This window comes from Sphingobium trunci (assembly GCF_022664535.1).
Classification (GTDB): Bacteria; Pseudomonadota; Alphaproteobacteria; order Sphingomonadales; family Sphingomonadaceae; genus Sphingobium.
Genome location: NZ_JAKUJY010000009.1, coordinates 60,124 through 85,066 on the forward strand (window position 1 = coordinate 60,124; position 24,943 = coordinate 85,066).

Below are 24,943 nucleotides of genomic sequence, written 5' to 3' on the forward strand. Positions count from 1 at the left end.
GCGCTCAAGCCTTTCAGGGCGACCGGCTATTATGGGCAGCGGTCCATCGTGAATGCGATTCCCTTTCTGCGTTCCCCCCCCTTTCCGGGCATTGCGCCCGCGACGGCGGCGATCAGCCGCGTGCGGGAGGCGCAAGGGCGGCAAGCGGCTGAGGTGGCCGAGGGCGTGTCCGATGCGCTGCTCGATGCGATCGCCCAGGCGCGGGTCGGGGGCATGTTCTGGGGACACCGGCCCCAGGGCATCCGGCTGGTCGCGCGGGAAGGCGTGGCTGTTCCGCAGGCGGCGCGCGAGGGACTGGCGCGGCAGGATATCGGCATCGTGCGCGGATCGAGGCGCGTGGCGGGCGGAGTGGCCGGACGGCTCCTGCCGCGGCCCGTCGACCTATGGTCGGTGATCGGGGCGGCGCGATCCGTCCACGCGGCGCCGGATGATGAACTGGCGATCGTCGCGGGATTGCTGAATGTGCCGGTCTTCGGGCCGGACGGCGCGCCGGTCGCGCCCGGCATGTTGCGCGAAGCGGCGAGGGCGGCGGTGGCGGCAGGCAGCTATCGCGACTGTTTCAGCGGGGAAGCGGTCGATGCGGCATGGGCGGTTGCGCAACTGGCCGACTGGCGGCGGCATCTGGACGGCAATCGCGGCATTGCGGCCGCCAGCGGCATGGCCCTCTGGAAGCGCGAGGCGATCCGGCATTTCCTCTGGGATGGGGTGTGTTCCCCGCCCTTCCTGCCGGCCGAGAAGGGCCTGCGGCGGGCGCAGCGGGAAGGCGGCGCGCTGGCGGTATGGCCTTCACGCGTGTCCGGCGCCGTCCTGGAGGAGGCGCGCGTCAGCGGCGTGGCAGTCGCCAAGGTGGAGGACGGTTTCCTGCGATCGAAGGGGCTGGGCGCGGCCTTGCACCCGCCCGGATCGGTGGTGGTCGACCGGTCGGGCATCTATTACGACGCGCGCAGCCCCAGCGATATGGAGACGCTGCTGGCCACACATGCCTTTGCTCCCGCCGAAGAACGGCGGGCGGCCTGCTTGCGGGCGATGATCCGCGCTTCGGGCGTGACCAAATATGGCAGGGAAGCAGGCGTGATGATCGCCCTGCCGCAGGGACGGCGCACGGTGCTGGCGGTCGGGCAGGTGGAGGATGATCTGTCGGTCGAATATGGCGGGGCAGGGGTCGCCGGCAATCTCGACCTTCTGCGGCGTGTGCGCGCGGCCGAGCCCGAGGCATGGATCGTCTACCGCCCGCATCCCGATGTGCAGGCCGGGCTGCGCAAGGGGCATCTGAGCGACGCGGCGGTTCTGGCTGTGGCTGACGCCATCGACCTGGGATCGCCGCTGATGGCGCTGGTGCAGGCGGTGGACGAAGTGCATGTGCTCTCCTCCCTCACCGGCTTCGAGGCGTTGATGCGCGACCGGCCGGTGACGGTGCATGGCATGCCCTTTTATGCGGGTTGGGGGCTGACGCGCGATCTGGCTCCCGCCAGCGGGCGGCGCGGGCGCTCGCTCAGCCTGGACCAGCTTGTTGCAGGTGCCCTGATTCTCTATCCGCGCTATCTGGACCCGATGACGCGCCTGCCCTGCGGACCTGAAATCATGGTCGACCGTCTGGCGAGCGGGGCGCCGTCGCCGATGTCCTGGCTGATCCGGCTGCGCACTTTACAGGGGAAGTTGCGGAGATTCATGACCTTGTCCGCCGAGTATCTGCGTGGCTGACGCGCTGGGGCAGGCGTTGGCGCAAGCGGGTCCGCCGCCCTCGCCATGCCGCCCTCGTCATGCCGTCCTCGTCATAGGGCGATGACCTGGTCGGCCAGCCGTTCGACCTCGGCGCGGTCGTGGCTGACATAGAGGATCGGCATCGCGAGTTCCTGCTTCAGCCGTTCGATGACCGGCATGATCTCGTCCCGCCGGGCCGGATCGAGCGAGGACAGCGGTTCGTCCAGCAACAGGAAGCGCGGTCCCGACAGGAGCGCCCGGCCGATGGCGACGCGCTGGGCCTCCCCACCCGAAAGCGTGGCGGGCCAGCGGTCGAGCAGATGGCCGATGCCGAGGACATCGAGCACCGCCTCCAGGGCCATGGGCGCCTGCGCATGGCGTCCATAGAGCAGGTTCGCCCGCACCCGCATGTGCGGAAAGAGCCGTCCGTCCTGGAAGACATAGCCGGCCCGGCGGCGGGCGGGCGGAATATCCACGCCCGTCTCGCTGTCGAACAGCGTCTCGCCGCCGACCACGATCCGGCCCCGGTCGGGCGTCATGATGCCCGCGACCATGTTGAGGATGCTGGTCTTGCCCGCGCCCGACGGACCGAACAGGGCGACAAGGCCCGCCTGGGTACGGCAGTCCAGCCTGATCCGCCGATCCCCGACGGCATGGTCGATGCTGAGGTCAAAGGACATGGTTGGTCCTTCCGCCATTGGCCCGCCGTGCCAGCGCTTCCGATGCGACGAGGGCCCCCAGCGAGAGCAGGATCGAGATGATGGCGAGCCGTGTCACCGCCATCTCCCCGCCGGGCAGCTGCAGCGCGGAATAGATGGCGATGGGCAGGGTGCGGGTCTCGCCTGGCACGTCGGAGACGAAGGTGATGGTCGCGCCGAATTCGCCGATGGAGCGGGCGAAACCCAGTACCAGCCCCGCCAGCACGCCGGGCAAGGCAAGCGGCAGGGAGATGGTGAGAAAGACCCGCCAGCGGCCCGCTCCCAGCGTTTCGGCGGCGCTTTCCAGGCGCCGGTCGATGCCCTCGATCGACAGGCGCATGGCGCGCACCATCAGCGGCATCGCCATGATCGCGGAGGCCAGCGCCGCGCCGGTCCAGCGGAACATGAAGCTGATGCCCAGCGCCTGTTCGAACAGCCTGCCGATCGGGCCGTTGGCGCCGAACAGCAGCAGCAGCAGCCATCCGGTCACCACCGGCGGCACCACCAGCGGCAGGTGCACCAGCGCATCGACGAGCAGCTTGCCGGGAAAGCGGAGCCGGGCGAGCATCCACGCCATCGCGAAGGCGACGGGCAGCATGAGGCCGACCGCCACCAGGCTGACCTGCAACGACAGCGTCACGATGCCCCATTCTTCGGATGACAGGATCATGCCGCCTCTTTCGAACAGCTGGGCGGAAAATGCCAGTCCCGGTCATCGGCGTTGCATCGCGCCGGTTCACAGGGCAAAGCCGGACCCATGACCCGATCGGAGCATTTCGCATGAAAGAATTGATCGCCTTCGACCTTGACGGAACCCTGGCGGAGAGCAAGCAGCCGCTGGGCGAGGCGATGGGGGAGGCGCTGGCCGACCTGCTGACGGTGGCCCATGTCGCGGTGATTTCGGGCGGGGACTGGCCGCAATTCGACAAGCAGGTGGCGAGCCGACTGCCCGCGCGGGCGGACCTGTCCCGCCTCTGGCTGATGCCGACCACCGGAACCAAGCTCTACACGCATCGCGACGGCGCCTGGGCGCCGGTCTTCGCCGAACTGTTCGACGATGGGCAGAAGCAGGCGATTTTCGCGGCGTTCGACGCTTCGCTGGAAGCGACCGGCTTCGTGCCGGAGGAGGTGTGGGGCGAGCGGATCGAGGACCGGGGCAGCCAGATCACCTTTTCCGCGCTCGGCCAGCAGGCGCCGATCCATGCCAAGGATGTGTGGGACCCCGATTTCGCCAAGCGCAGGATCATCCAGGCGGACCTGCGCCAGCGTCTGCCCGGCCTGTCGATCAACATGGGCGGCGCGACCTCCATCGACATCACGCGGGCGGGCGTTGACAAGGCCTATGGGCTGAAGAAGCTGCGCGACGCGAGCGGGATCGCGCTCGACGCGATGATGTTCATCGGCGATGCGATCTTCCCCGGCGGCAATGATTATCCGGCCAAGGAACTGGGGCTGGACACGGTGCGCGTCCGCGATCCGCAGGAGACGCTGTCGGTCATCGATGCGATCGTGGCGTGTCAGAAATAACCTCTCTCAAGGCCTGCTGAAGCCATAGCGGGCGAGGATCGCCTGCCCGGCGCCCGACAGCAGGAAGCGGCGGAAGGCTTCCGCATCCGGATTGCGGCTGCCGGCGAGGCGGGCGAGCGGATAGCGGATCGGCGCGTGGCTGCCCGGCGGGAACAGGCCTGCGACCATCACGTCCTTCGATGCGCGGGCGTCGGTCGCGTAGACGATGCCCAGCCGCGCCTCGCCGCGCTCGACCAGCGCCATGGCGGAACGGACATTGTCGCCCAGCGCCAGCCGGTCCGCGACCGACGGCCAGACGCCCAGCGCGGTCAGCGCCGCCTTGCCATATTTGCCCGCGGGCACGCTGTCGGGATTGGCCATGGCGAGGCGCGATGGGCCGAGCGCCCTGGCGATCGGCATGGCGCGGGCGACGCGGAGGCGCAGCGGCATCCGCGCCGGTGCGATCAGGACCAGCCGATTGCCCGCCACATCGGCGCGGGTGCCGGGCGCGACAAGGCCCGCTTTCTCGATATCGTCCATCCAGTCCTCGTCGGCGGAGACGAACAGGTCCGCCGGGGCGCCGCTCCTGATCTGGCGGGCGAGCGCGGAGGAGGCGGCGAAGGAGAGGGTGGGCCGGGCATGGCGCTGCGCCGCCCAGGCGTCGGCCGCAGCGTTCATCGCCTCCTGCATGCTGGCGGCGGCGAGCACCAGCGGCCCGCGCTGCTGCGCCATGGCGGGGGTCAATAATATATGAAGGAATATAGCGAGCAGCGCGGCAGCGCGGAGAATCACTTTCATCATCATCCGCCCCTTGTGCCAGCTTGCCGGTCTTTTGTCTTGGCCGGTCATCGGCTAAACGGCGGCGGTGATGATGTTCCGTTTCGTGGCCTGACGACATTGTGCCGGTGATCCGTTCGCTTTGCGGCCAGTGCGGCGTGGGCTGCGGCATTCGCGCGGTGACCGGCGAGGGGCGGGAGGTCGCAATCGCGGGTGATCCGGTGCATCCGGCCAATGCGGGCCTGTTGTGCGACCGAAGCGATGCGCTCAACGGCATGCTGTCGCTGGAGGGGCGGTTGTTGCAGCCGATGATCGGCGGGCGGCCGGCCGGGTGGGACCGGGCCATGGCCCATGCGGCGCGGCGGCTGGGCGGGATCATCGCCCGCCATGGTCCCGGCAGCGTCGCGCTGCATGTGCCGGGCGGGTTGCTGACCGAGGATTATTATGTCGCCAACAAGCTGATGAAGGGCTTTGTCGGCTCCGCCCATATCGACGCCCCTTTCGCCGGGGCGGGGGGCGTGGCGGCCGCGCAGCGGGCGGCCTTTGGCGAGGATGTGATGCCTGCCGCCTGCGAGGATCTCGGCCAGGCGGACCTGTTGCTGCTGGTCGGCGGATCGACGGCGGGGCGCCATCCGGTGCTGCAGGAGCGGATCGGGGCGGTCCGGGCGGCGCGGGGAACCCGGCTGATCCTGATCGCGCAGGACGATGACGGGCGGGATATGGAGGCGGACCTGCGCCTGCAGGTCGCGCCGGGCAGCGAGGCGGCGCTGATCGCCGGATTGCTGCTGCATTGCCATGACAGCGGCGCGGTCGACCCTGATGGACTGGAGCGAAGGGTGGCCGTTCCGGAAGGGTTCTGGGCGGACCTGCGCCGGGGACATGATCTCTGGTCGGTGGCGCGGGCCTGTGGGCTGGCCCCGGGCGAGGTGCGCGGCTTTTACGATGCTGTCGCCGCCGTGCCCCGCATGGTCACGCTGTTCGGCCCGGCCAGCACGGGCGCGGCCGCGCGGCGGCTGTCGGCGGCGGTGCTGAACCTGCATCTGGCGACCGGGCGGATCGGCCGGCCGGGCGCGGCGCCCTTTGCCGTCACCAGCGCGGCCAACGGCATGGGTGGGCGGGAGGTCGGCTGCTGGGCTGGCGAACTGGCGGTGCATCGTGATTTTTCGGCTGGATCGCTCGCCCAGGTCGGCCGCTTCTGGGGCGGGACGGCCATGGCCGACCGGGCCGGCCTGTCGGGCGCGCCGCTGGCCGAGGCGGTGGAAGCGGGGCAGGTCAAGGCCTTGCTGGTCATGGGCGGCCTCCCCCCGGCGTCGCATCCGATCCGCGCGCTCTTGGGGCAGGTGCCGCTCGCCATCCTCTGCACGCCATGGATGGAGCCGGAAGCGGCGGGGCCGCGCATCATCGCCCTGCCTTCGCCCGTCTGGATCGAGAAGGACGGCACCCTGACCGGAGCCGACCGGCTGATCAGCCGGCAGCGGCGGCTTTTCCCCCTGCCGGGCGAGGCGAAGCCCGACTGGTGGATCATGACCCGGCTCGCCCGCGCCATGGGCTGGCGCGACGCCTTCCATTATGAGCGGCCCGCCGACATTTATCGAGAATATGTGCGGCTGACCGCCTATGGCAACCAGGGCGCGCGGCTGCTGGATCTGAAGCGGCACGCTCCCATCTCCAACCCGGCCTATGAGGAGTTGACGCCCTGGCGCTGGGGGGAGACGCCGTTCGACGAGGGGCGCTTCCCGACGCCCGATGGCCGCGCGCGGCTGGTGCCGATCTGGGATTAGGACGCCTGGCCGGCGATCGAGCGCAGATGCTCGACCAGCGCGTCGCCATTGGCGCTCCAGGTGAAGCGGCGGGCGGTTTCGCGGACGGCCTCGCGCTCCGGCGGGTTGAAGAGGATGGCGTTGATGGCGGCGGCGATCGCTTCGGGTTCGCGCTCGACGATCTGGCCCGCTTCCGGGCGGTCGAGCAGTTCGCGCGCGCCGCCGACATCGCTGATGACGAGCGGCGTGCCGCAGGCCAGCGCCTCGACCCAGGCATTGGCCAGGCCCTCGGAAGAGGAGGGCAGGGCCATGACGTCGGCGGCGGCATAGATGCGGGGCAGCCGGTCGTGCGGCACGGACCCCAGAAAGCCGATGCGGCGGTCGACGCCCAGTTCGGCGGCAAGATTTTCAAGGGCGCGGCGATATTGCCCCTGCCCCGCGAACAGCAGCGTGACCGCGGGCAATTGCGGCAGCGCCCGCACCAGCAGTTCCTGCCCCTTGCGCGGGATCAGCGCGCCGACGCACAGCACCACCGGCCCTTCGAAGCCGAGCGCTTCCTTGGCCGCCGCGCGGTCGGCCACTTCGAAACGGTCGAGATCGACGCCGGTATAATGGACGCGGATCTTCCCCGCATCGATGCCCATGCGCGCCATCGACCGGCGCATGGCGTCCGACACGGCGAGCAGGCCCGCAGCGTCGTCGGCGGCGCGCTTCACCATCTTGCGGGTGCCCCGCCGCGTCCCCCAATAATGGATGTCGGCCCCGCGCGCCTTCACCGAATAGGGGATGCCGAGCGCGCGGGAAAGGCGCTGCGCCACCGGCCCGTCGGGGAAGAAGAAGCTGGCGTCGATGACGTCGAAGGGCTGCTGGGCGTGGAGCTGCCGGACCAGCGGCAGGATCGCGCGGGTCATGCTGTAAACGTTCATCCGCCCGCCGAATTTGGGGATGATCGGGAAGGTCGGGCGGTAGACCGTCAGATCCTTCCACCTTTCCTTGCGCGGCAGGGCGCGCAGCGGGGCATAATGTCTGGCGGTCGAAAGCGGCCAGGGCGGGATGCCCAGCGGCGCGACCACCGTGACCTTCACGCCGTCCCGGCTCGCCAGTTCGCGCGCCTGCCGCTCGACGAAGACGCCGAAATGGGGGCGGCTCATGTCGGGGAACAGCGTGGACAGCGTCAGGACGTTCAGCGTCATGGCCTCTTCCTAAAGTGCCTTGGTCACCACAGGGTTAAGGATGATGCCGCTTTTGTCTACAGCCGTCTCACCAGTTGCACGGCGACGGCGCCCCACGGCGGGTCAGTGATCACCTGCTGGCGCGATCCGCTGCCCAGGGGCAGGATCTGCAGCCGGTCGTCCTCCCGCCCGATCAGCCGCCCGAACAGGAAGCGCCCGGCATGGCGGGGCAGCAGCAGGTCGCGGTTGAGGGCGCCGGCAAATTCCTCCGGCAGGATGCGGCGGCACCATATTTCATCACCGCTGCGGTAATCGCCGATGCTGCCGGACACCTGCACGCCGACCATGGCGTCGGCGGGGGCGGGCGGCGCGAGGGAGAGCGGGCGGGTGGGAGCGCGCGCGCCCTCCGGCCCCAGCAGCGCGGCGACGGGCACGACGCTTTGTCCGGGCAGGGCGACCAGTTCGGACGAGGCGACACCGAGCGCGCGGGCGATCCGGTTCAGCCAGTTGACCGATACGGTTCGGGTCCCTGTTTCCAGGCGGCCGATGGTCTGGGCCGTGGTCGGCGGGTCGCACAGCGCACCCACCTGTTCCAGCGTCAACCCCTTCGCCTTGCGCACTTCCCGGATGCGGGTAATCATCTTGCGTCCTATTTTTTACCTATTTGGTTTTTTCTCTTTCCTGCAATCAGGCGTGGATGGCAAGGCCCTTCTCCCGTGATTTTTGAGGAGGAGGCGGCTCCATGCCCACGCAACCCAAGCAATTTGTCGAGCGGATCATCGAGGATCCCTTCGGTCTGCCGCGGAAAATGGCCGTCAATCTGGGCGAATCGCCGCTCGCCTGGCTGCATGCGCGCGGGCATCTGAGCGAGCGCCATTATCTTGCAGGGGACAGGCTGCGGACGGATTGGGAAAAGGCGGGGCTGGGCGCGCGGGTGACGATGCGATGGGATGCCGTGCCCGCGCAGGCAAGCGCCGGGGCCGGGAAGGCCGATCCGACCCTGGCCCAGCTTTCCGCGCGGGAGCGGTTCGACGGTGCGATCCGGGCGGCGGGGCCGGGGCTGGCGGACATATTGTGGCGCGTGGCCTGCGCCGGCGAGGGGCTGGTCGCGGCGGAAAAGGCGCTGGGCTGGCCCAGCCGGGCGGGCAAGCTGGTGCTGACGCTCGCGCTGGAGCGTGTGGCCGGGTGGTATCGGTTGGGGTGATCGGCCCTTATCCGACGATCCCTCCGCCCAGCAGCAACAGCAGCTTCACGTCGATGGCAAAGCCCTCCGCCCGCCATGCTGCAACCTGGTCCTGCAAGCCTGCCAGCGGCACGCGATGAACGCGGATATCCTCGCCGTCGACGCCGCCGCCTTCGCCGGTCCTGCTAAGATCATGCGCGCGGAACAGGCTGAAGCTTTCCGAGACCATGCCGGGCGAGCTGTAGAATTCGCCCAGCGCTTCCATCCGGCCGGGGCGATAGCCAGTCTCCTCCTCCAGTTCGCGGGTCGCGGCGAGCATGGACTCCTCGCCCTCGTCATGATCGCCCACCAGCCCCGCGGGCAATTCTATGCAGCGGCGGCCGAGCGGCACCCGGAACTGGTCGACCAGCAGCACGTGCCGCCCGTCGGCCGCTTCATCGATGGCAAGGATGACGGCGGCGTGGATGCCGCGCGCGCGGCCGACATATTCCCATTTCCCCCGCCGCTTGGCAGTGATGAAACGGCCTTCCCACATGATCTCTTCGGAAGCCGCCATATCCTGTTCACTCATAATAGGATCAACCTGTCGGGCAGTTCATTGGGATTGTCGCCGGTCGCGGGGAAATGGAGGGCAAGGATGGCGCCCACCTGCCGCACGGCGTCGGCCATGCCCTCTGCCGTGCGGCCCGCGCGCACGCCGTCGACCAGGGCGGCCATGGCGTCGCCCCAGACTTCGGGCGCGACCTTCGCATTGATGGCGGCGTCCGCGACCAGCTCGGCGCGATGTTCGTCGAGGGACAGATAGATGAGCACGCCTGTCCGCCCGCGCGTGCGCCCCTGCGCCACGGCGCGGAACAGGGTGATGGCGCGCCGCCGCACCCGCCGGGCCTTGGTCGCTTTGGGGGTCAGCGCCATGCGCAGCGGCATCCACGCCAGCGCGTAGCGCACCACCAGGAATTTGAGGATGAGCAGGCCGAGCAGCACGGTCAGCAGCTTCCAGTCCTCGACATCATGCTCCCAGCTTTGCAGCAGCCAGGAACAGAGCGCGCGGAACTGCCGCGGGAAGGCGGCCGCCACGGAAAGCGCGAGGAACACGACGCCGATCGCCCAGTGCAGCCCGGCATCATGATAGGCATCCGACCGGCGCGCGACGATGGTGACGATCTCTCCGTCCGTGGCCTTTTCGGCCTCGGCCACGGCCGCCGTCACGCGGTCACGGTCGGCTTCGCTGAAATTCAGGCGCATCACCAGCCCCCCGAAGCGCCGCCGCCGCCGAAGCTGCCGCCGCCGCCGGAAAATCCGCCACCGCCACCGCCCCAGCTCGACCCGCCACCCCAGCCCGATCCGCCGCCGCCCCAGCCGGAATCGCCCGGACCCCAGATGATGACGGGACTCGATCCGCCCCGATAGCGCCGTCCCCTGCCCCGGCCGGACAGCATGGCGACGACGATGATGAAGACGACGAACAGCCAGAAGACGACCATCACGCCGCCGCCGTCGCCGGAGGCGTTGCGCGCCTGAGCCGCGGCTTGCGCCGCAAGGGCCTTGGCTTGCTCCGGTGGAAGGGTTAGCAGCCTGCCGATGGCGTCCGCACCGGCATCGATGCCGCCCGCCATGTCGCCAGCCTTGAAATGCGGCGTGATCTCATTGCGGATGATCTGCGAGGAAAGGGCATCGGTCATGATGCCTTCCAGCCCATAGCCGACCTCGATCCGCACCTTGCGCTCGTTGGGCGCGACGATCAGCAGGGCGCCGTCATTCCGGTCCTTGTTTCCGATCCCCCAGGCACGGCCGAGTTGATAGCCATAGTCGGAAATATCATAGCCCTGCAGGTCGGGGATGGTCGCCACCACCAACTGCCGTCCGCTCTGCTTCTCCAGCGCGGCGAGCTTTGCGGTCAGCGCCTGTTCCTGCCCGGGGTTGAGCAGCCCGGCATCGTCCACCACCCTGCCGGTCAGCTTGGGAAAGGTCTGTGCCTGCGCCGCCGGCAGGAAAACCAGCAGCGCGAGGATCAGGAGCAGGCGGCGCAGCATCGTCGGCTCAGTTGCCGAAATCGACCTTCGGCGCTTCCTCGGCGCCGGGCGTGGTGGCCTGGAACGGGGTCATCGGCTTGGCGCCGTGGATCAGCTTCGCGCCGATCGCGTCGGGAAAGGTGCGGATGCGGGTATTATAGGCGCGCACCGCCTCATTATAGTCGCGGATGGATACGGCGATGCGGTTTTCCGTCCCCTCGAGCTGGGATTGCAGGTCGAGGAAATTCTGGTTTGTCTTGAGGTCGGGATAGGCCTCGACCGAGGCGAGCAGGCGGCCAAGGCCCTGGCTGAGCTGCGCCTGCGCCTGCTGGAACTGCTGCACCTTGGCCGGGTCGGACAGGTCATCGGCGCTCACCTGGACGGAGGTGGCCTTGGCGCGGGCTTCGGTCACCTTGACCAGCGTGTCCTGCTCCTGCTTGCCTGCCGCCTTCACCGTGGCGACCAGATTGCCGATCAGGTTGGCGCGGCGCTGATACTGGGCCTGAACGTCGGCCCACTTGGCCTTGGCGACCTCCTCGGCGGCGGGAACGCTGTTGATGCCGCAGGCCGACAGCGCGAAGGCGCCAAGCAACGGCAGGAGGAACAGATGGAATCGGCGCAGGATCGTCATGGAACATCCTCAGGCTTGTTTCGGTCACGGAAATAGGCGGTTGTCGAACCCTTCGCAACGGCCCATGCTGCGATAATCGCCATCAGGACAAGGGGTTCACCATGGGGCTGATTTCCGAATTCAAGACGTTCATCAACCGCGGCAATGTCATGGACCTGGCGGTCGGCGTGATCATCGGCGGCGCCTTCGCCACCATCACCAAGTCGCTGACCGACGACCTGATCATGCCGGTGGTCGGCTATCTTTTCGGCGGCGCGGACTTTTCACGCTACTTCATCCGGCTGGGCGAACTGCCCGCCGGGTTCAAGGGCAATCCGGAAAGCTATGCCGACCTCAAGGCCGCGGGCGTCGCCATGTTCGGCTGGGGCGAATTCCTGACCGTGTTCGTCAATTTCCTGATCCTCGCCTTCATCATCTTCCTGCTGGTCAAAGCCGTGAACAGGCTGATGCCCAAGCCGGAACAGGCACCCGCCGCGACGCCGGAGGATGTGCTGCTGCTGCGCGAAATCCGGGATTCCCTTAAAAAATAATCGTTTCCGCGACGAAAGGAGCCTGCGGCGGGAACCATCCCGCGCGCGACCGGTTGATGGGCGTCAGGGTTCCGGACGTCCGGTCCCCTTGCCGCATAAGTCAGCCCATGGGGGCGCAACAGGAGAAAACGCCGTGAAAACTTTCGTATCAGTCCTTGGCCTTGCCAGCCTGATCGCGCTTGCTGCGTGCGATTCCAAGCAGGAAAACAAGGTCGAGAACGTATATGAGAATCAGGCGGATGCGATCGACAACCAGGCTGCGAACATGGAGGCGCTGGCCGACAATCTGAGCGGCAACGCCGAAAATGCTGCGGAAAACGCCGCCGACTCACTGGAGAACAAGGCTGACGCTACCCGCGAGGCCGGTGAAAAGGCGGCCGACGCGGTCGAGAAAAAAGAAAAGCACTGATCCAGATCGGAGTGCTTCGAAAAAAGGGGCGCCGCGGCGACAGGTCGCGGCGCCCCTTTTTCCGTCTTTAACGGCCCTTTAACCACAGGTCCGCCATGGTCCGTCCCCTATCCATGAGGCGCGGGAATGGACGAGTTACTCCAGGAATTCATATCGGAGACGCAGGAAACGCTGGAGGCGCTGGCCGGAGAGGTCATTGCCTGGGAAGCCGATCCTGCGGACCGCGACCGGCTGGACGCGATTTTCCGCTTCTTCCACACGGTGAAGGGCAGTTGCGGCTTCCTCAACCTGCCGCGCTTCGAACGGCTGAGCCATGCCGCAGAGGATGTGCTGTCGGAGATTCGCGCGGGCAAGCGCACCGCCGATCCCGCGACGGTCAGCGCCGTGCTGGGCATCATGGACAGGATCGCCGAACTGGCCGAGGCCGTGGCCATCGGCGCCGCGCTGCCGCAGGAAAATGACGATCACCTCATCAATGCCCTGGCTGAGAGGGACGAGAAGGAAGACGAGGCGCCAGCCGCCGCCGAGGAGACCGCCGCGCCGGTGGCCGTCGCGCGGGCATCGGGCGGCCAGACCGTGCCGCGGACCATCCGCCTGCCCCTGTCGCTGATCGACCAGTTGATGAACGGCGTGTCGGACATGGTGCTGGCACGCAACGAATTGTCGCGCAAGCTGCGCGAGCGGACGGGCGACCCGGAACTGGAAAGCGCCTTCGAACGGCTTTCGACCTGCGTGGCGGACATGCGGGACGCCATTTCCAAGACCCGGATGCAGCGCGTCGACCGGCTGTTCACGGCGATCCCGCGCATGGTCCGCGATCTGGGCCGTGACCTGGGCAAGCGGATCGACCTGACCCTGGAGGGCGGCGACGTCGAAATGGACCGCGAGATGGTGGAGATGGTCGTCGACCCGCTCACCCATATCGTGCGCAACAGCATCGACCATGGCATCGAGACGCCCGAACAACGGCTTGCCCTGGGCAAGCCGGAGGCGGGGCGGCTGCGGCTGGAGGCACGCCAGTCGGGCAACCAGATCGTCATAGAAGTGTCCGACGACGGACAGGGCATCGACACGGCCCGGCTGGTGGACAAGGCGGTGAAGGCGGGACGGCTGACCGCCGACGCCGCCGCGCGGATGAGCGAGGCGGAAAAGCTGGAGCTGATCTTCCATCCCGGCCTGTCCACCGCCCGGCAGGTGACGGCGGTGTCGGGCCGGGGCGTGGGCATGGATGTGGTCCGCGCCAATGTCGAACGGATCGGCGGCGTCATCGCGCTCGACAACCGGCCGGGGCGGGGCCTGACCATCATGCTGCGCGTGCCGCTGACGCTGACCATCATTCCGGGTCTGATCGTGCGGGCAGGCGGGCTGCATTTCGCCATTCCGCGTGCCGCCGTCGTCGAAATCCTGCATGACAACAACGAAACGCTCCAGATCAGCCAGGTGGGCGGGGCGAAGATCGCGACCATCCGCGCGGTTCGCCATTCGATGATCGATCTGGAAGATGTTCTGGGCATGGAAAAGCCCGGCCAGCAGGGACCGCGCGCGATCATGGTGGTGCGATCCGCGACCGGCGTGCCCTTTGCCATGGGCGTGTCGGCGGTCGACAATCATGAGGAACTGGTGATCCGTCCGGCGTCGCCGCTGGTGATGGCGACCGGCGTCTATGCAGGCATGACCTTGCCCGACAACGGCAAGCCGATGCTGCTGCTGGACGCGGCGGGCCTCGCCAATGCGGCGCGGCTGCCCAATATCGCCGACGACCGGGCGGCACTGCTGGCGCATGAGGCGGAAGACGCGCAGAGCCGTGTCGAAATGGTCTCCGCCCTGCGTTTCGAGGAACTGTCGGGCGAGCGGCGCCTGCTCAAGCTTTCCGTCATCGAGCGAGTCGAGGATATCGACGCGCATCTCTTCGGCCGGTCGGGCGGACGCGGCTTCGTGCGGCTGGACGGGCGGCTGGTGCCGGTGGCGAACGGCCATCAGGGCCTTGCGGGAGAGAAGGTCGCCGCGCTGCGGCTGCGCGACGGCTCGCGGGAGGCCTGCTACCCGGTGGCGGCAGTGCTCGACATCGTGGATATGCCCGCCGTGCCGGACATGGTGGCGATGCACGGCCTGCTGAGTGGCGTTGCGGTCATCGACGGGGAGCATCTGGAGGTTCTCAATCCCTTCGCCCTCTTCGCCGCGCTGCCCGGTGAACCGATCGTCGAAAAGGATCGCGGCCGCTGCCTGCTGGCGGACGGAGAGGATGGCTGGACGCGCGAGATATTGGCGCCGCTGCTGCGGCAGGCCGGGCATGAGGTGGTGCTGGGCCTGCCCGCCGACGCGGTAGTGGACCCGCGCGACGTGGTGCTGTTCAGCGGCGCGGATGACGTGCGGGCGACGGAGATGCTGGCTGCCGACATGCTGGGATGCCGCGTCGTCCATCTGCGCGCCACGCCCCGGCCCAGCGGCCCGCAGGACAGCAGCATCTACCGCTATGACCAGGACGCGCTGATGGCGGCGGTGTCCGGTTCGAAGGCGTAAAGGGGAAATGGCATCATGAACCAGCTCTATCTTCTGGCCAGGCTGGCGGGCACGCGGGTCGCGGTGGCAACGCGCGAGGTCGAGGCCGTGGTCAAGCTGGCGGATATTTCCCCGGTTCCGGGCATGGGCGCGCATGTGGCGGGCCTTTCGGCGCTGCGCAGCCGGGTGCTGACGATCATCGACGTCGCGGCGCTGATCCTGGGGCGGCGGACGCCCGCCGAGGATCGCGGCCACGCCATCATCGCGGACATCAGCGGGCACAGCTACGGACTGATGGTCGATGCGGTGTACGATATCTGCCAGGTGCCGGAAGGGGAATTGCCGTTGCGGGGACAGCTCGACCCCGCCTGGCTGCCCTATGCCGGCGGCATCGTCGAGCATGAGGGGCAACCCTATCTGCTCGTGTCGCTGAGCAGTTTCATCGAGGCCGGCGCGCTCGTGCAGGCGGCGGCATGAACAATTTTACCGACGTTTACCAATTGCTTGGTTTTGCCGGATAAACCGAACGGCATCGGGACGCAAAACAAAGGGAAGCATCATGAAAAACTGTCTGGTCGTCGATGATTCGAAAGTCATACGCAAGGTCGCGCGCCACATATTGGAATCGCTCGACCTTTCGGTCACGGAGGCGGTCGATGGCCAGGACGCCCTGGCCCAGTGCGAGGCGGCGGTGCCCGATGTCGTCCTGCTCGACTGGAACATGCCGGTGATGAGCGGCATGGAATTTCTGCAGGCCCTGCCGGGCGCCAATCTGGCGGCGCGGCCCAAGATCATCTTCTGCACGACCGAGAACGGCATCAGCCATATCAAGGCGGCCGTCGAAGCGGGCGCCGACGAATATGTGATGAAGCCCTTCGATCGCGATACGCTGGAAAGCAAGCTGTCGATCGTCGGCGTGATCTAGCGACGGCAAAGCGGCTCCTTCTTCCCTTCTCCTCATCGCCTCCGTCCCAGAAAGTTTTCCTTGATGACCGTCATGGTGCCGATCATGGCCAGCAGCCGAAGCGACGACAGGGCGATCCGCGCCCTGATCGTCGACGATTCGGTGGTCGTGCGGACGGTGATCGAGCGGATATTGAACGCCGATCCGGGCTTTTCCGTCGCGCACAAGACCAACAGCGCCGAACAGGCGCTGGCCTATCTGGGCGAGCATGAGGTCGACCTCGTGCTGCTCGACATCGAATTGCCGGGCCTTTCGGGCCTGATGGCGCTGCCCGCGATCCTGAGGACCAGTCCGAAGGCGAAGGTGGTGATCCTCTCGGGCAATTGCGAGGAGGGCAGTGCCGCCGCGGTCGAGGCTCTGGCGCTGGGCGCGAGCGACATTTTCGCCAAGCCCGGCAGCGGCAGCTTCGGCGAGCAATTCCCCCAGACGCTGATCGAACGGCTCTCGCGCCTGTTCAGCCAGGGTGCGGCTCCCATCGCCTTTCGTCCCATGCTGCCCGCCGAAACCGGACAGGCGACCCAGCCGCTCGCCTGCCTGGGCATCGGCGCGTCGACCGGCGGCATCCATGCGCTGGGGCAGTTGTTCGGCGGCCTGGCGGAACCGCTGGACGTTCCGGTCCTGCTGACCCAGCATCTCCCCGCCAGCTTCACTCATTATTTCGCCCAGCAGTTGGGGCGGATGACGGCCCTGCGGGTCAAGGTGGCCGAACAGGGCGAGATACTGGCGCCCGACATCGTCTATGTGGCGCCGGGCGACGCCAATCTGCAATTGCGCCGGGGCCTGCACGGGCGGGTTTCGGTGGTGCTGAATCCGGAGCGCACGCCGACCGGCAACCTGCCGGGGGTGGACCCCATGTTCTCCAGCATGGCGCAGGCCTATGGCGCGGGCGCGGCGGGCGTGGTGCTGACCGGCATGGGCCGCGACGGCACGGCCGGAGCGCGGGACATCGTGGCCGCGGGTGGCTGGATCGTGGCGCAGGACGAAGCGAGCAGCGTGGTCTGGGGCATGCCCGGATCGGTCGCGGGCGAAGGATTGAACTGCGCCTTGCTGGAACCCCATGCGATCATGGAATTTGTGGCCCGACGAGGAAAGAACAGAAACTGATGCCAACGACTCCGTCCTCGTCCGGCGCCTCTTCGCGCAGCGCCACGCGCATCCTCTCCGGCCTGCTGGAGGCGCGCACCGGGCAGATCCTGTCGGAAAGCCGGGCGTGGCGGATGGAGACGGCGCTGAAGCCGGTGCTGCGCGCCCATGGCCTTGCCGACATGGACATGCTGGCGGCGCGGCTGGTGTCGCAAAAGGATGTGGCGCTGGAAAATGCGGTCGTCAACGCGCTGCTCAACAATGAAAGCAGCTTCTTCCGCGACCTTCAGATTTTCGACATGATCCAGCGGCATATCCTGCCGCAATTCCATGCGCAGCGGCACGACCGGACCTTGCGCATCTGGAGCGCGGGCTGTTCGACCGGGCAGGAGGCCTATTCGATCGCGATCCAGATCTGCAACGACATGGCGCGCTGGCGCGGCTGGCGGATCGAGATATTGGCGACCGACATTTCCACCACCGCCATCGAACAGGCCAGAGCCGGTCTCTTCAACCAGATGGACGTGCAGCGCGGACTGGCGGTCGGCGACCTCATCAAATGGTTCGAACCGTCGGGCGACGACTGGAGCGCCCATCCGGCGTTGCGCCAGATGATCGATTTCCGCACCGACAATCTGTTCGATGCGCGCGCGCCGGTCGGCGAATATGACCTGCTGCTCTGCCGCAACGTCCTGCTCTATTTCACGCCGGAGCGGCGGCAGAATGTGCTTCGACTGCTCGCCCGGCACAGCCATGCGCGGTCCGTCCTGCTGCTGGGAGCGGGGGAGACGGTGATCGGGCAGAGCGACGATTTCATTCCCCACGCGGAATTTCGCGGTGGCTATGGCCGCCGGCCGGAAGGCGCCGCGCAGGCCGAAGGCCCGGTGCGCCGCGCGCTTTGAGGCGCCACAACCGGCATCCCCGCGATTTTGGCGATTGATTGGCCCGTCCTGGTCGGCCATGGTCTGCCGTGGATATGGCGGCGACTGACGGACGTGTGCGAGTGACTGGCCTTTCGCGATGACCGATTTTCAAATGATCGACACGCCGTCGCCCAATTTCGACGAGCGCCGCCTGCCCGTCACGATGCTGGTGCTGCACTATACCGGCATGGCCGACGCCGCGACCGCGATCAACTGGATGGCCAGTCCGGAATCCAAGGTTTCCGCCCATTATGTCGTGACCGAGGACGGACAGATCATCCGCATGGTCGCTGAGGACAAGCGCGCCTGGCATGCCGGGCGCTCCCACTGGCGGGGCATCGACGACGTCAATTCCGCCAGCATCGGCATAGAGATCGTCAATCCGGGTCATGAATGGGGCTACCGGCCCTTCCCGGACACGCAGATGGGATCGCTGATCCCGCTGATCCACGACATCGTCCAGCGGCACCGGATCACGCGCGGCAACATCGTCGGCCACAGCGACGTCGCGCCCGCGCGCAAGCAGGATCCGGGTGAGCTGTTCCCCTGGGGCCAACTGGCCCGGCTCCGGCTGGCGCTGCCCCGCCCGACCAAGAATCTGATGGACCCGCACTGGAGCGACGGGGGCTTCATGCTGGCGCTGGAGCGCTTCGGCTACGACATTGCCGAGCCGCAGGCGGCGGTGGTCGCCTTCCAGCGCCGCTTCCGGCCCGAACTGATCGACGGGATCATCGACGGCGAGTGCCGGGCGATCCTGCTCGCCCTGCTGCTCCCCCGGCCGCAGGGCGACGAATAAGCGGGGATGACGGGCTGCGTGGAGCTGTGTATAGGCGGCTCTGCCAGAGGGCCGGGCGGCCGCGGCGTGGCGGGTGACCGCCACGGCGAGGAAAGTCCGGGCTCCACGAAATGACGGTGCCGGCTAACGGCCGGCTGGAGTGATCCAAGGGACAGTGCAACAGAAAGCAGGTCGCCCAGTCTTCGGACTAGGCCTTCGGGCGGGCGAAATTGAAAGGGTGCGGTAAGAGCGCACCGCGCCTCCGGCAACGGCAGGCGGCACGGTAAACCCCACCGGGAGCAAGACCGAATAGGGGCGGCGCGCAGCTTGTCTGCTAGGCCTGTTTCGGCCGAGACCGCCCGGGTTGGTTGCTTGAGGGACGGAGCGATCCGTCCCCTAGAGGAATGGTCGCCTATCCCTGGCAACGGGGTGGACAGAACCCGGCTTACAGGCCCTCTGGCACAGGACTGGCCATCATTTGGCTGATGCCGGGCTGCGAACGCGGCTGTTTTGCGCTTCCGGTGCTCACGTGCTTCAAGCACGCTGCGCGCCGGTTCTCAAACAGCCGCATTCTCGCCTCGGCCTGAGCCAAATGACGGCCAGTCCTGATCCGTCACAATTTTGATGGCCCGCCGGGGTGGCGTTCCGCCTGCGGCTTGCCTAATTTGGGACTATGGCAAGAAGCAGCCGATCCAATGACTGGGGCTTTCCCCGCTGGCGCAGCTATGGCGCATCGCGTGAGGCGCAGCAGGTGCGCCTGTGCGACCGGCACGGCTGCGACCGCCCCGGTGACTGCCCCGCGCCCAAATCGCCCAACAGCCGCGACCGCTGGTATTTCTGCACCGACCATGCGGCGGAATATAACCGGAACTGGGACTATTTTCAGGGCCTCGACCGGGAGGAACGCGAAGAGCGCGAGCGTGCCGAGCGGCGGGATGCGGGCGGCTATCAGAACAGCGCCTATCATGGCTGGGGCGGGCCGGGCGACGGCAGCCGGTCCCGCGACGAACTCCATGCGCTGCAGGCGCTGGAGCTGGAGGACGATGCCGATTTCGAGACGGTGAAGAAAAGCTGGCGCCGCCTCGCCAAGGAATATCATCCCGACGTGAAGCCGGGCGACGCGCAGGCTGCGATCCGCTTCCAGACCATCCAGGCGGCCTATGAAGTGCTGCGCGCCGCCGAGGAACGGCGGACCTGGAGACCGCGGGAGCGGGCGGATTGAAGGATATCGTCCGTTCGAACTGGGATCATGCGGTGCTCGTCTGCCGCAAATGTTCGAAGAAGCTGGACGGCGGTTTCGGCCGCGATGGCGATGAACGGCTGGCCAGGGCGCTGCGCCGCCATCTGTCGCTGAAAAAGGGACGCAAGGCTGCGACGGGCATTGTCGAAGTCAACTGCCTGGGCGTTTGCCCGAAAGGCGCGGTGACGGTCGTAAATGGCGCGCAAGCGCGCGAATGGCTGCTGGTCCGGCCGGGCGCCGACCTCGACGCGCTGGCCTCTCATCTCGGCCTTGTGCCTAAGCCGTCCGGCTGATCCGCGCCGCGCTGGCCCGGTTGCTGTCGACCAGCGGGTAGAGAATGCGGTCCTCCTTCTCGATGCGGGAGGCAAGGACATCCAGAAGCTCGCGGGTCTCGGCGCAGAAGCCGGCCCATTCGCGGCTGACCCGGTCATCGCTCCACCGCGCCATATAGGCGGAGAAGGCTTCGGCCAGCGGACCCATCTCGGTCTGCAGGCGCGAGGCGGTACGGCGGGCATGGTCATCGCCTGCTCGTTGAACGCCGGGATAGAATATGCGGTCTTCCAGGGCCAGGTGCGTCATCAACTGGCGGGCGAGTTGCCATCGCAGTGCCCCGACGCTTTGCCGGACCGCGTCATCCGCGATGGCGCGTGCCAGTTGCGACGCCGTTACGCTCAACTCCCTGTGCTGTCTTTGCAGCTCGCCGATATCCATATCGTGCTTCCTCACCACCCCATCGGCAGACTATGCCGCGCATGGATTAAGAAAGCATTGTAATCAACTATATGGTTCACCGCCGATGGCGGCCGCCGCGCGTCCCCGCGGCGGCCATCCGGATCGGGTCAGGCGGGCTGGTCGGCGCGGCTGACGCCCTCGCCGTCGAGGTTCAGCGCGACGAAGTCCCAGTCGATCGCTTCCTTCAGCAGCTTTTCGGCATAGTTGGGGCGCAGGTTGCGATAGTCGATATAATAGGCATGTTCCCACACATCGAGGATCAGCAGCGGCGTATGGCCGTGCGCGACCGGCGTGTCGGCGTCATGATAGCTGGTCACTTCCAGCTTGCCGTCCTTCAGGATCAGCGCGGCCCAGCCGCTGGCGAAATGGCCGACGGCTTCGGCCTTCAGCTTCTCGACCAGGCCGTCGACCGAGCCGAAACCCTCGTTGATGAGGTCGAGCAGCTTGCCCGAGGGCGCCTTCTTCTCGGGCGAGAGCGAGAGCCAGTAGAATGTGTGGTTCCAGATCTGGCCGACCTGGTTGAACAGGCCGCCCTTGCTGGTCTTGATCAGTTCGACCAGCGACTTGCCCTGCAGCGCGGGGTCGGCGGCGACCAGCTCATTCGCTTTCACGACATAGGCATTATGGTGCTTGCCATGGTGATAATCGAAGGTTTCGGCCGACAGAATGTCGCCGAATGCGTCCTTGGCGTAGGGAAGGGGGGGCAGAACAAATGCCATGTCGGAACTCCTCGGTTCGTTATGGGATGGCCGCATAACGATGATGCGGCCGGAAGGCTCCATGGCCCTAGCAGGCTTATTGCGCCGCGGAAAACATGATATTTTCTTTCAGGAACGCGGAAATATCCATGTGACAGGCGCGTAACGATGACATAGAATCACCGGTCAGGCCGCCCGGAGAATGCGGCGGTCGGAACTTGGGGGACGGGTCCATGGCAAAATTCTTCGGCAATCTGCATCTTGTGCTGGCGGCTGGGCTGCTGCTCGCCATCATCGTCATGTTCGGCGCCCATGCGGGGCTGGTCGACGCCAACACCATCTTCCGCTGGCTGCATGTCTTCTTCGGCATCACCTGGATCGGGCTGCTTTATTATTTCAACTTCGTCCAGATCCCGACCATGCCGAAAATCCCGGCGGAACTGAAACCGGGCGTGTCCAGGCATATCGCCCCGGCGGCCCTGTTCTTCTTCCGCTGGGCGGCGGCGCTGACGGTGCTGACCGGCCTGACCGTCGCCTGGATTTCGGGCTATATCGCGCAGGCGCTGACCTTGCAGAAGCCCTATCTGCTGATCGGCATCGGCATGTGGCTGGCGCTCGTCATGGCGTTCAACGTCTGGTTCGTGATCTGGCCGAACCAGAAGAAGGCGCTGGGCATCGTCCCGGCCGAGGACGCGGTGAAGGCGAAGGCGGCGACCACCGCGATGATCTTCAGCCGCATCAACACCATGCTGTCGCTGGCGATGCTCTATTGCATGGTCAATTTCAGCTGAAAGAGCAGGGGCGGGCGCCGTGCGGCGCCCGCCCGCTCACCCTTGCGGCGGCGTCGTCTCGCCGATCTCGTCGCTGTCGATCCTGTCGCCAAGGTCCAGGCCATGGCGCATCAGCATCGGCACATTGGCGGCGGCGAAGACCACGGACACCACCGTCACGCCCCACACCTTGACCGCCAGCCAGCTGTCGAACGTCATGGTGCGGCGCATGACTTCATTGGCGATGGCCATGCCGACGAAGAAAAACGCCCAGTTGCGCGACAATTTGCGCCAGCCCTCCTCGGTCAGGCCGTCATAGGCCGCCTGCAGCAGATATTTGAGCAGCGCCTTGCCCCGCAGCAGCCCGGCGAACAGCATCAGCGCGAAGAAGGCGTAGATGATGGTCGGCTTGATCTGGATGAAGCTCTGGTCGCGGAAATAGATGGTAAGCCCGCCGAAGAAGAGGATCAGCATCGCCGACAGCCAGAGCATCGGCGACACCCGGCCCAGCTTTACCTTGGAGATGATGACGGCAATGACGATCGCGGCCATGAAGGCGGCGGTGCCCAGCATCATGGCGGTGATCGGATTGCCCGGCCCCCAGATCCAGCCCGCGCCCTTGTAGCTTAGGAAGAAGACCAGCAGCGGCCCGAAATCGAGCGCCAGGCTGAGGTTTCCGCCATGGGTGGGCTTCCTGGCGTCAGCGGGCATAGGCTGTCCCCGCAATCGCCCGCGCCATGTCGCCCGGATCGAAGGGGCGCAGATCCTCGATCTTCTCGCCAACCCCGATCGCGTGGATGGGCAGGCGGAATTTCTCCGCCGCCGCGACCAGCACGCCGCCGCGCGCGGTGCCGTCCAGCTTGGTCATGACCAGCCCCGTCACCTGCGCGGTTTCCTTGAAAACCTCGATCTGGTTCAACGCATTCTGTCCCGTGGTAGCATCCAGCACCAGCACAACGTCGTGCGGGGCCGCCGGGTTCAACCGGCCCAGAACCCGGCGCACCTTGGCCAGTTCGTCCATCAGCTCGGTCTTGTTCTGAAGGCGGCCCGCCGTGTCCACGATCAGCACGTCGATGCCGGTGGCGGTCGCCTGCTTGACCGCATCGAACACGATGCCCGCCGCGTCGCCGCCTTCCTTGCCCGCGACGATGGGGATGCCCAGCCGCTCGGCCCAGACCTTCAATTGCCCGATCGCCGCCGCGCGGAAGGTGTCGCCCGCCGCCAGCATCACGCCATAATCCTGCTCCAGGAACAGGTTGGCGAGCTTGGCGATGGTGGTGGTCTTGCCCGATCCGTTGACGCCGATCACCAGGATCACCTGCGGGCGCGGAAACGCCTCGATCTCCAGCGGGCGGGCGACGGGGGCCAGCACCTTCTCGATCTCCTCCGCGATGATCTCGCGCAGATATTCCTCGGTCAGTTCGCGATTATAGCGGCCTTCGGACAGCCGGTCGCGCACGCGGGTGGCCATGGCGGGGCCAAGGTCGCTGACGATCAGCGCTTCCTCGATCTCGTCCAAAGTCTGTTCGTCGAGCGCGGCCTTGGTGAAAAGGCCGGTGAGATTCTCGCCGAGCTTGTCGGAAGTGCGCTTCAGACCGCCGAAGAGGCGTTCGCGCCAGCTGGTGCCGGGTTCAGTCATTGCTGCGCCTCTTGCGCGATCAGCGCGCCATTCTCAAGGCCCGTGATGGTTGCGCGGACGATGGAGGAGGGCGATTGCGCCGCCGCGAACCGCACCGGGGCGAAATTCTCTGCATGACCCGAAAGCCCGTTACGCTCGACCAGTACCGATTGTTCGGAACCGATCAGGCTGTTGAGCCAGTTTTCGCGCTGCGCTTCGCAAGCCGAGCGCAGCCGCGCCGCCCGCGCCTTGATGGTGGCGCGATCCACCTGCGGCATCCGGGCGGCGGGGGTGCCGGTGCGCGGCGAATAGGGGAAGATATGGCCATGGACGATGGCGCACTCCTCGACCAGCTTCAGGCTGTTTTCGAACATCGCGTCGTCCTCGGTCGGGAAACCGGCAATGATGTCCGCGCCGATGCTGATGTCCGGACGGGCGGCCTTCAGCCTCTCCACGATGCGAATGGCCTCTGTCCGGCTGTGGCGCCGCTTCATGCGCTTCAGGATCATGTCGTCGCCCGCCTGAAGCGATAAATGAAGGTGCGGCATCATGCGCGGCTCATGGGCGAGCAGGTCGAACAATCGCTCGTCAATCTCTACGCTGTCGATCGAGGACAGGCGCAGGCGGGGCAGGCCAGGCACGCCCTTCAACAACCGCTCGATCAGCAGGCCCAGAGACGGCGCGCCGGGCAGGTCCGGGCCATAGCTGGTGACATCCACGCCGGTCAGCACGATTTCCCTGTACCCCGCATCGACCAGCTCGCGCGCCTTGTCGATCACCGCGCCCGCGGGCACCGACCGGCTGTTCCCCCGGCCATAGGGGATGATGCAGAAGGTGCAGCGATGGTCGCAGCCATTCTGCACCTCCAGGAAGGCGCGGGCATGTTCGGCAAAGGCGCTCGCCATATGCGGCGCGGTCTCCCGCACCGCCATGATGTCGGAGACATTCAGCCGCGCCTCGCTGGTGGCAAAGGACGCTGCCTCCATCTTCTCCCGATTGCCGATCACTGCGTCGACTTCCGCCATGGCGGCGAAGGTCTCCGGCTCGGTCTGCGCCGCGCAGCCCGTCACCATGATCCGCGCATCGGGCCGGTCCCGCCGGGCGCGCCGTATCGCCTGCCGGGTCTGGCGCACCGCCTCGGCCGTCACGGCGCAGCTGTTGACGACGATCAGGTCATCCTGCCCGCCCGCCATTTCGCGAATCGCCTCGCTCTCCGCGATATTGAGGCGGCAGCCCAGGGTAATGATCTGCGGCCCGCTCAT

29 protein-coding genes and 1 other RNA gene are annotated in these 24,943 nt (G+C 67.0%); 16 read left to right on the top strand and 14 right to left on the bottom strand.

The window, feature by feature from the left end:
* Window positions 1–48 precede the first annotated feature (48 nt).
* On the top strand, window positions 49–1,701 hold the full coding sequence (locus MJ601_RS10275) for a capsular polysaccharide export protein, LipB/KpsS family (protein ID WP_242126192.1): 1,653 nt from the start codon (window positions 49–51) through the stop codon (window positions 1,699–1,701).
* Between the two features lie 71 nt (window positions 1,702–1,772).
* On the opposite strand, the gene MJ601_RS10280 is transcribed toward MJ601_RS10275, so the two are convergent.
* Window positions 1,773–2,381, bottom strand: coding sequence for a molybdenum ABC transporter ATP-binding protein (locus MJ601_RS10280; RefSeq protein WP_242125988.1), 609 nt, complete (start codon window positions 2,379–2,381; stop codon window positions 1,773–1,775).
* Window positions 2,371–3,069, bottom strand: coding sequence for a molybdate ABC transporter permease subunit (gene modB, locus MJ601_RS10285; protein WP_242125990.1), 699 nt, complete (start codon window positions 3,067–3,069; stop codon window positions 2,371–2,373). Before modB ends, MJ601_RS10280 begins: the two co-directional genes overlap by 11 nt.
* Window positions 3,070–3,179: 110 nt before the next feature.
* Here modB and MJ601_RS10290 point away from each other — a divergent pair, with 110 nt between their 5' ends.
* The gene (locus MJ601_RS10290) at window positions 3,180–3,926 is read left to right on the top strand and encodes an HAD-IIB family hydrolase (RefSeq protein ID WP_242125993.1); all 747 of its coding nucleotides are present in this window, start codon (window positions 3,180–3,182) and stop codon (window positions 3,924–3,926) included.
* A gap of 6 nt (window positions 3,927–3,932) precedes the next feature.
* On the opposite strand, the gene modA is transcribed toward MJ601_RS10290, so the two are convergent.
* Window positions 3,933–4,706, bottom strand: a complete 774-nt coding sequence (modA, locus tag MJ601_RS10295) for a molybdate ABC transporter substrate-binding protein (RefSeq protein WP_242125995.1) — start codon at window positions 4,704–4,706, stop codon at window positions 3,933–3,935.
* 98 nt (window positions 4,707–4,804) lie between these two features.
* Here modA and MJ601_RS10300 point away from each other — a divergent pair, with 98 nt between their 5' ends.
* Window positions 4,805–6,463, top strand: a complete 1,659-nt coding sequence (locus MJ601_RS10300) for a molybdopterin oxidoreductase family protein (protein WP_242125998.1) — start codon at window positions 4,805–4,807, stop codon at window positions 6,461–6,463.
* On the opposite strand, the gene MJ601_RS10305 is transcribed toward MJ601_RS10300, so the two are convergent.
* Together MJ601_RS10305 and MJ601_RS10310 are read right to left on the bottom strand one after the other, a co-directional pair.
* Entirely contained in the window at window positions 6,460–7,635 is a 1,176-nt protein-coding gene (locus MJ601_RS10305) for a glycosyltransferase (protein ID WP_242126000.1), read from the bottom strand. The two genes, MJ601_RS10300 and MJ601_RS10305, sit on opposite strands and share 4 nt — an antisense overlap.
* Window positions 7,636–7,691: 56 nt before the next feature.
* Window positions 7,692–8,255 (bottom strand): helix-turn-helix domain-containing protein, encoded by a 564-nt coding sequence (locus MJ601_RS10310; RefSeq protein WP_242126002.1) that lies wholly within the window; start codon window positions 8,253–8,255, stop codon window positions 7,692–7,694.
* Between the two features lie 101 nt (window positions 8,256–8,356).
* Here MJ601_RS10310 and MJ601_RS10315 point away from each other — a divergent pair, with 101 nt between their 5' ends.
* On the top strand, window positions 8,357–8,818 hold the full coding sequence (locus tag MJ601_RS10315) for a DUF6456 domain-containing protein (RefSeq protein WP_242126005.1): 462 nt from the start codon (window positions 8,357–8,359) through the stop codon (window positions 8,816–8,818).
* 7 nt (window positions 8,819–8,825) lie between these two features.
* Here MJ601_RS10315 and MJ601_RS10320 read toward each other — a convergent pair whose 3' ends face one another.
* The 4 genes from MJ601_RS10320 to MJ601_RS10335 are packed head-to-tail and all read right to left on the bottom strand — an operon-like array spanning window position 8,826 to window position 11,440.
* The gene (locus MJ601_RS10320) at window positions 8,826–9,368 is read right to left on the bottom strand and encodes an NUDIX hydrolase (protein WP_242126007.1); all 543 of its coding nucleotides are present in this window, start codon (window positions 9,366–9,368) and stop codon (window positions 8,826–8,828) included.
* Complete coding sequence (locus tag MJ601_RS10325; RefSeq protein WP_242126008.1) at window positions 9,365–10,042, bottom strand: TPM domain-containing protein; 678 nt, start codon at window positions 10,040–10,042, stop codon at window positions 9,365–9,367. Before MJ601_RS10325 ends, MJ601_RS10320 begins: the two co-directional genes overlap by 4 nt.
* Window positions 10,042–10,830, bottom strand: coding sequence for a TPM domain-containing protein (locus MJ601_RS10330; protein WP_242126010.1), 789 nt, complete (start codon window positions 10,828–10,830; stop codon window positions 10,042–10,044). The genes MJ601_RS10325 and MJ601_RS10330 overlap by 1 nt, the downstream gene beginning before the upstream one ends.
* Window positions 10,831–10,837: 7 nt before the next feature.
* Entirely contained in the window at window positions 10,838–11,440 is a 603-nt protein-coding gene (locus MJ601_RS10335) for a LemA family protein (protein ID WP_242126012.1), read from the bottom strand.
* 101 nt (window positions 11,441–11,541) lie between these two features.
* Between MJ601_RS10335 and mscL the strand changes: the two genes are divergently transcribed.
* The 11 genes from mscL to MJ601_RS10390 all read left to right on the top strand — a co-directional run bounded on the left by mscL (window position 11,542) and on the right by MJ601_RS10390 (window position 20,156).
* Window positions 11,542–11,970: a large conductance mechanosensitive channel protein MscL gene (mscL, locus tag MJ601_RS10340; protein WP_242126014.1), complete on the top strand. Its 429-nt coding sequence runs from the start codon at window positions 11,542–11,544 to the stop codon at window positions 11,968–11,970.
* A gap of 133 nt (window positions 11,971–12,103) precedes the next feature.
* Window positions 12,104–12,379 (top strand): hypothetical protein, encoded by a 276-nt coding sequence (locus MJ601_RS10345; protein WP_242126016.1) that lies wholly within the window; start codon window positions 12,104–12,106, stop codon window positions 12,377–12,379.
* Window positions 12,380–12,505: 126 nt separating this feature from the next.
* Window positions 12,506–14,899, top strand: coding sequence for a chemotaxis protein CheA (locus MJ601_RS10350; protein ID WP_242126018.1), 2,394 nt, complete (start codon window positions 12,506–12,508; stop codon window positions 14,897–14,899).
* Between the two features lie 15 nt (window positions 14,900–14,914).
* Window positions 14,915–15,355, top strand: coding sequence for a chemotaxis protein CheW (locus MJ601_RS10355; RefSeq protein ID WP_242126020.1), 441 nt, complete (start codon window positions 14,915–14,917; stop codon window positions 15,353–15,355).
* Between the two features lie 82 nt (window positions 15,356–15,437).
* Complete coding sequence (locus MJ601_RS10360) at window positions 15,438–15,803, top strand: response regulator (RefSeq protein WP_242126022.1); 366 nt, start codon at window positions 15,438–15,440, stop codon at window positions 15,801–15,803.
* Window positions 15,804–15,866: 63 nt separating this feature from the next.
* Window positions 15,867–16,946, top strand: coding sequence for a chemotaxis protein CheB (locus tag MJ601_RS10365; protein WP_242126024.1), 1,080 nt, complete (start codon window positions 15,867–15,869; stop codon window positions 16,944–16,946).
* Window positions 16,946–17,827, top strand: coding sequence for a CheR family methyltransferase (locus MJ601_RS10370; RefSeq protein WP_242126026.1), 882 nt, complete (start codon window positions 16,946–16,948; stop codon window positions 17,825–17,827). Before MJ601_RS10365 ends, MJ601_RS10370 begins: the two co-directional genes overlap by 1 nt.
* A 118-nt stretch (window positions 17,828–17,945) precedes the next feature.
* Window positions 17,946–18,644, top strand: coding sequence for an N-acetylmuramoyl-L-alanine amidase (locus MJ601_RS10375; protein WP_242126029.1), 699 nt, complete (start codon window positions 17,946–17,948; stop codon window positions 18,642–18,644).
* Between the two features lie 43 nt (window positions 18,645–18,687).
* Window positions 18,688–19,087: RNase P RNA component class A (gene rnpB / locus MJ601_RS10380), an RNA gene on the top strand.
* A 209-nt stretch (window positions 19,088–19,296) separates the two neighbouring features.
* The gene (locus MJ601_RS10385; RefSeq protein ID WP_242126031.1) at window positions 19,297–19,845 is read left to right on the top strand and encodes a J domain-containing protein; all 549 of its coding nucleotides are present in this window, start codon (window positions 19,297–19,299) and stop codon (window positions 19,843–19,845) included.
* Window positions 19,818–20,156 (top strand): (2Fe-2S) ferredoxin domain-containing protein, encoded by a 339-nt coding sequence (locus MJ601_RS10390; protein ID WP_242126194.1) that lies wholly within the window; start codon window positions 19,818–19,820, stop codon window positions 20,154–20,156. Before MJ601_RS10385 ends, MJ601_RS10390 begins: the two co-directional genes overlap by 28 nt.
* Here the strand turns inward: MJ601_RS10390 and MJ601_RS10395 are convergent.
* Window positions 20,140–20,574 (bottom strand): hemerythrin domain-containing protein, encoded by a 435-nt coding sequence (locus tag MJ601_RS10395; protein WP_242126033.1) that lies wholly within the window; start codon window positions 20,572–20,574, stop codon window positions 20,140–20,142. The genes MJ601_RS10390 and MJ601_RS10395 overlap by 17 nt on opposite strands.
* 128 nt (window positions 20,575–20,702) lie before the next feature.
* A complete protein-coding gene (locus MJ601_RS10400; protein WP_242126035.1) occupies window positions 20,703–21,314 on the bottom strand; it encodes a superoxide dismutase in 612 nt (203 codons plus the stop codon).
* Between the two features lie 212 nt (window positions 21,315–21,526).
* Here MJ601_RS10400 and MJ601_RS10405 point away from each other — a divergent pair, with 212 nt between their 5' ends.
* Entirely contained in the window at window positions 21,527–22,084 is a 558-nt protein-coding gene (locus tag MJ601_RS10405; protein WP_242126037.1) for a urate hydroxylase PuuD, read from the top strand.
* 36 nt (window positions 22,085–22,120) lie between these two features.
* On the opposite strand, the gene ispZ is transcribed toward MJ601_RS10405, so the two are convergent.
* Genes ispZ through mtaB form a run of 3 tightly spaced genes read right to left on the bottom strand, consistent with a single transcriptional unit; the run spans window position 22,121 to window position 24,943 of the window.
* Window positions 22,121–22,774 carry a septation protein IspZ gene (gene ispZ, locus MJ601_RS10410; RefSeq protein WP_242126039.1) on the bottom strand — a complete coding sequence of 218 codons (654 nt, stop codon included), beginning with the start codon at window positions 22,772–22,774 and terminating at the stop codon, window positions 22,121–22,123.
* Window positions 22,764–23,702 carry a signal recognition particle-docking protein FtsY gene (gene ftsY / locus MJ601_RS10415; protein ID WP_242126041.1) on the bottom strand — a complete coding sequence of 313 codons (939 nt, stop codon included), beginning with the start codon at window positions 23,700–23,702 and terminating at the stop codon, window positions 22,764–22,766. Before ftsY ends, ispZ begins: the two co-directional genes overlap by 11 nt.
* The gene (mtaB, locus tag MJ601_RS10420; RefSeq protein WP_242126043.1) at window positions 23,699–24,943 is read right to left on the bottom strand and encodes a tRNA (N(6)-L-threonylcarbamoyladenosine(37)-C(2))-methylthiotransferase MtaB; all 1,245 of its coding nucleotides are present in this window, start codon (window positions 24,941–24,943) and stop codon (window positions 23,699–23,701) included. Before mtaB ends, ftsY begins: the two co-directional genes overlap by 4 nt.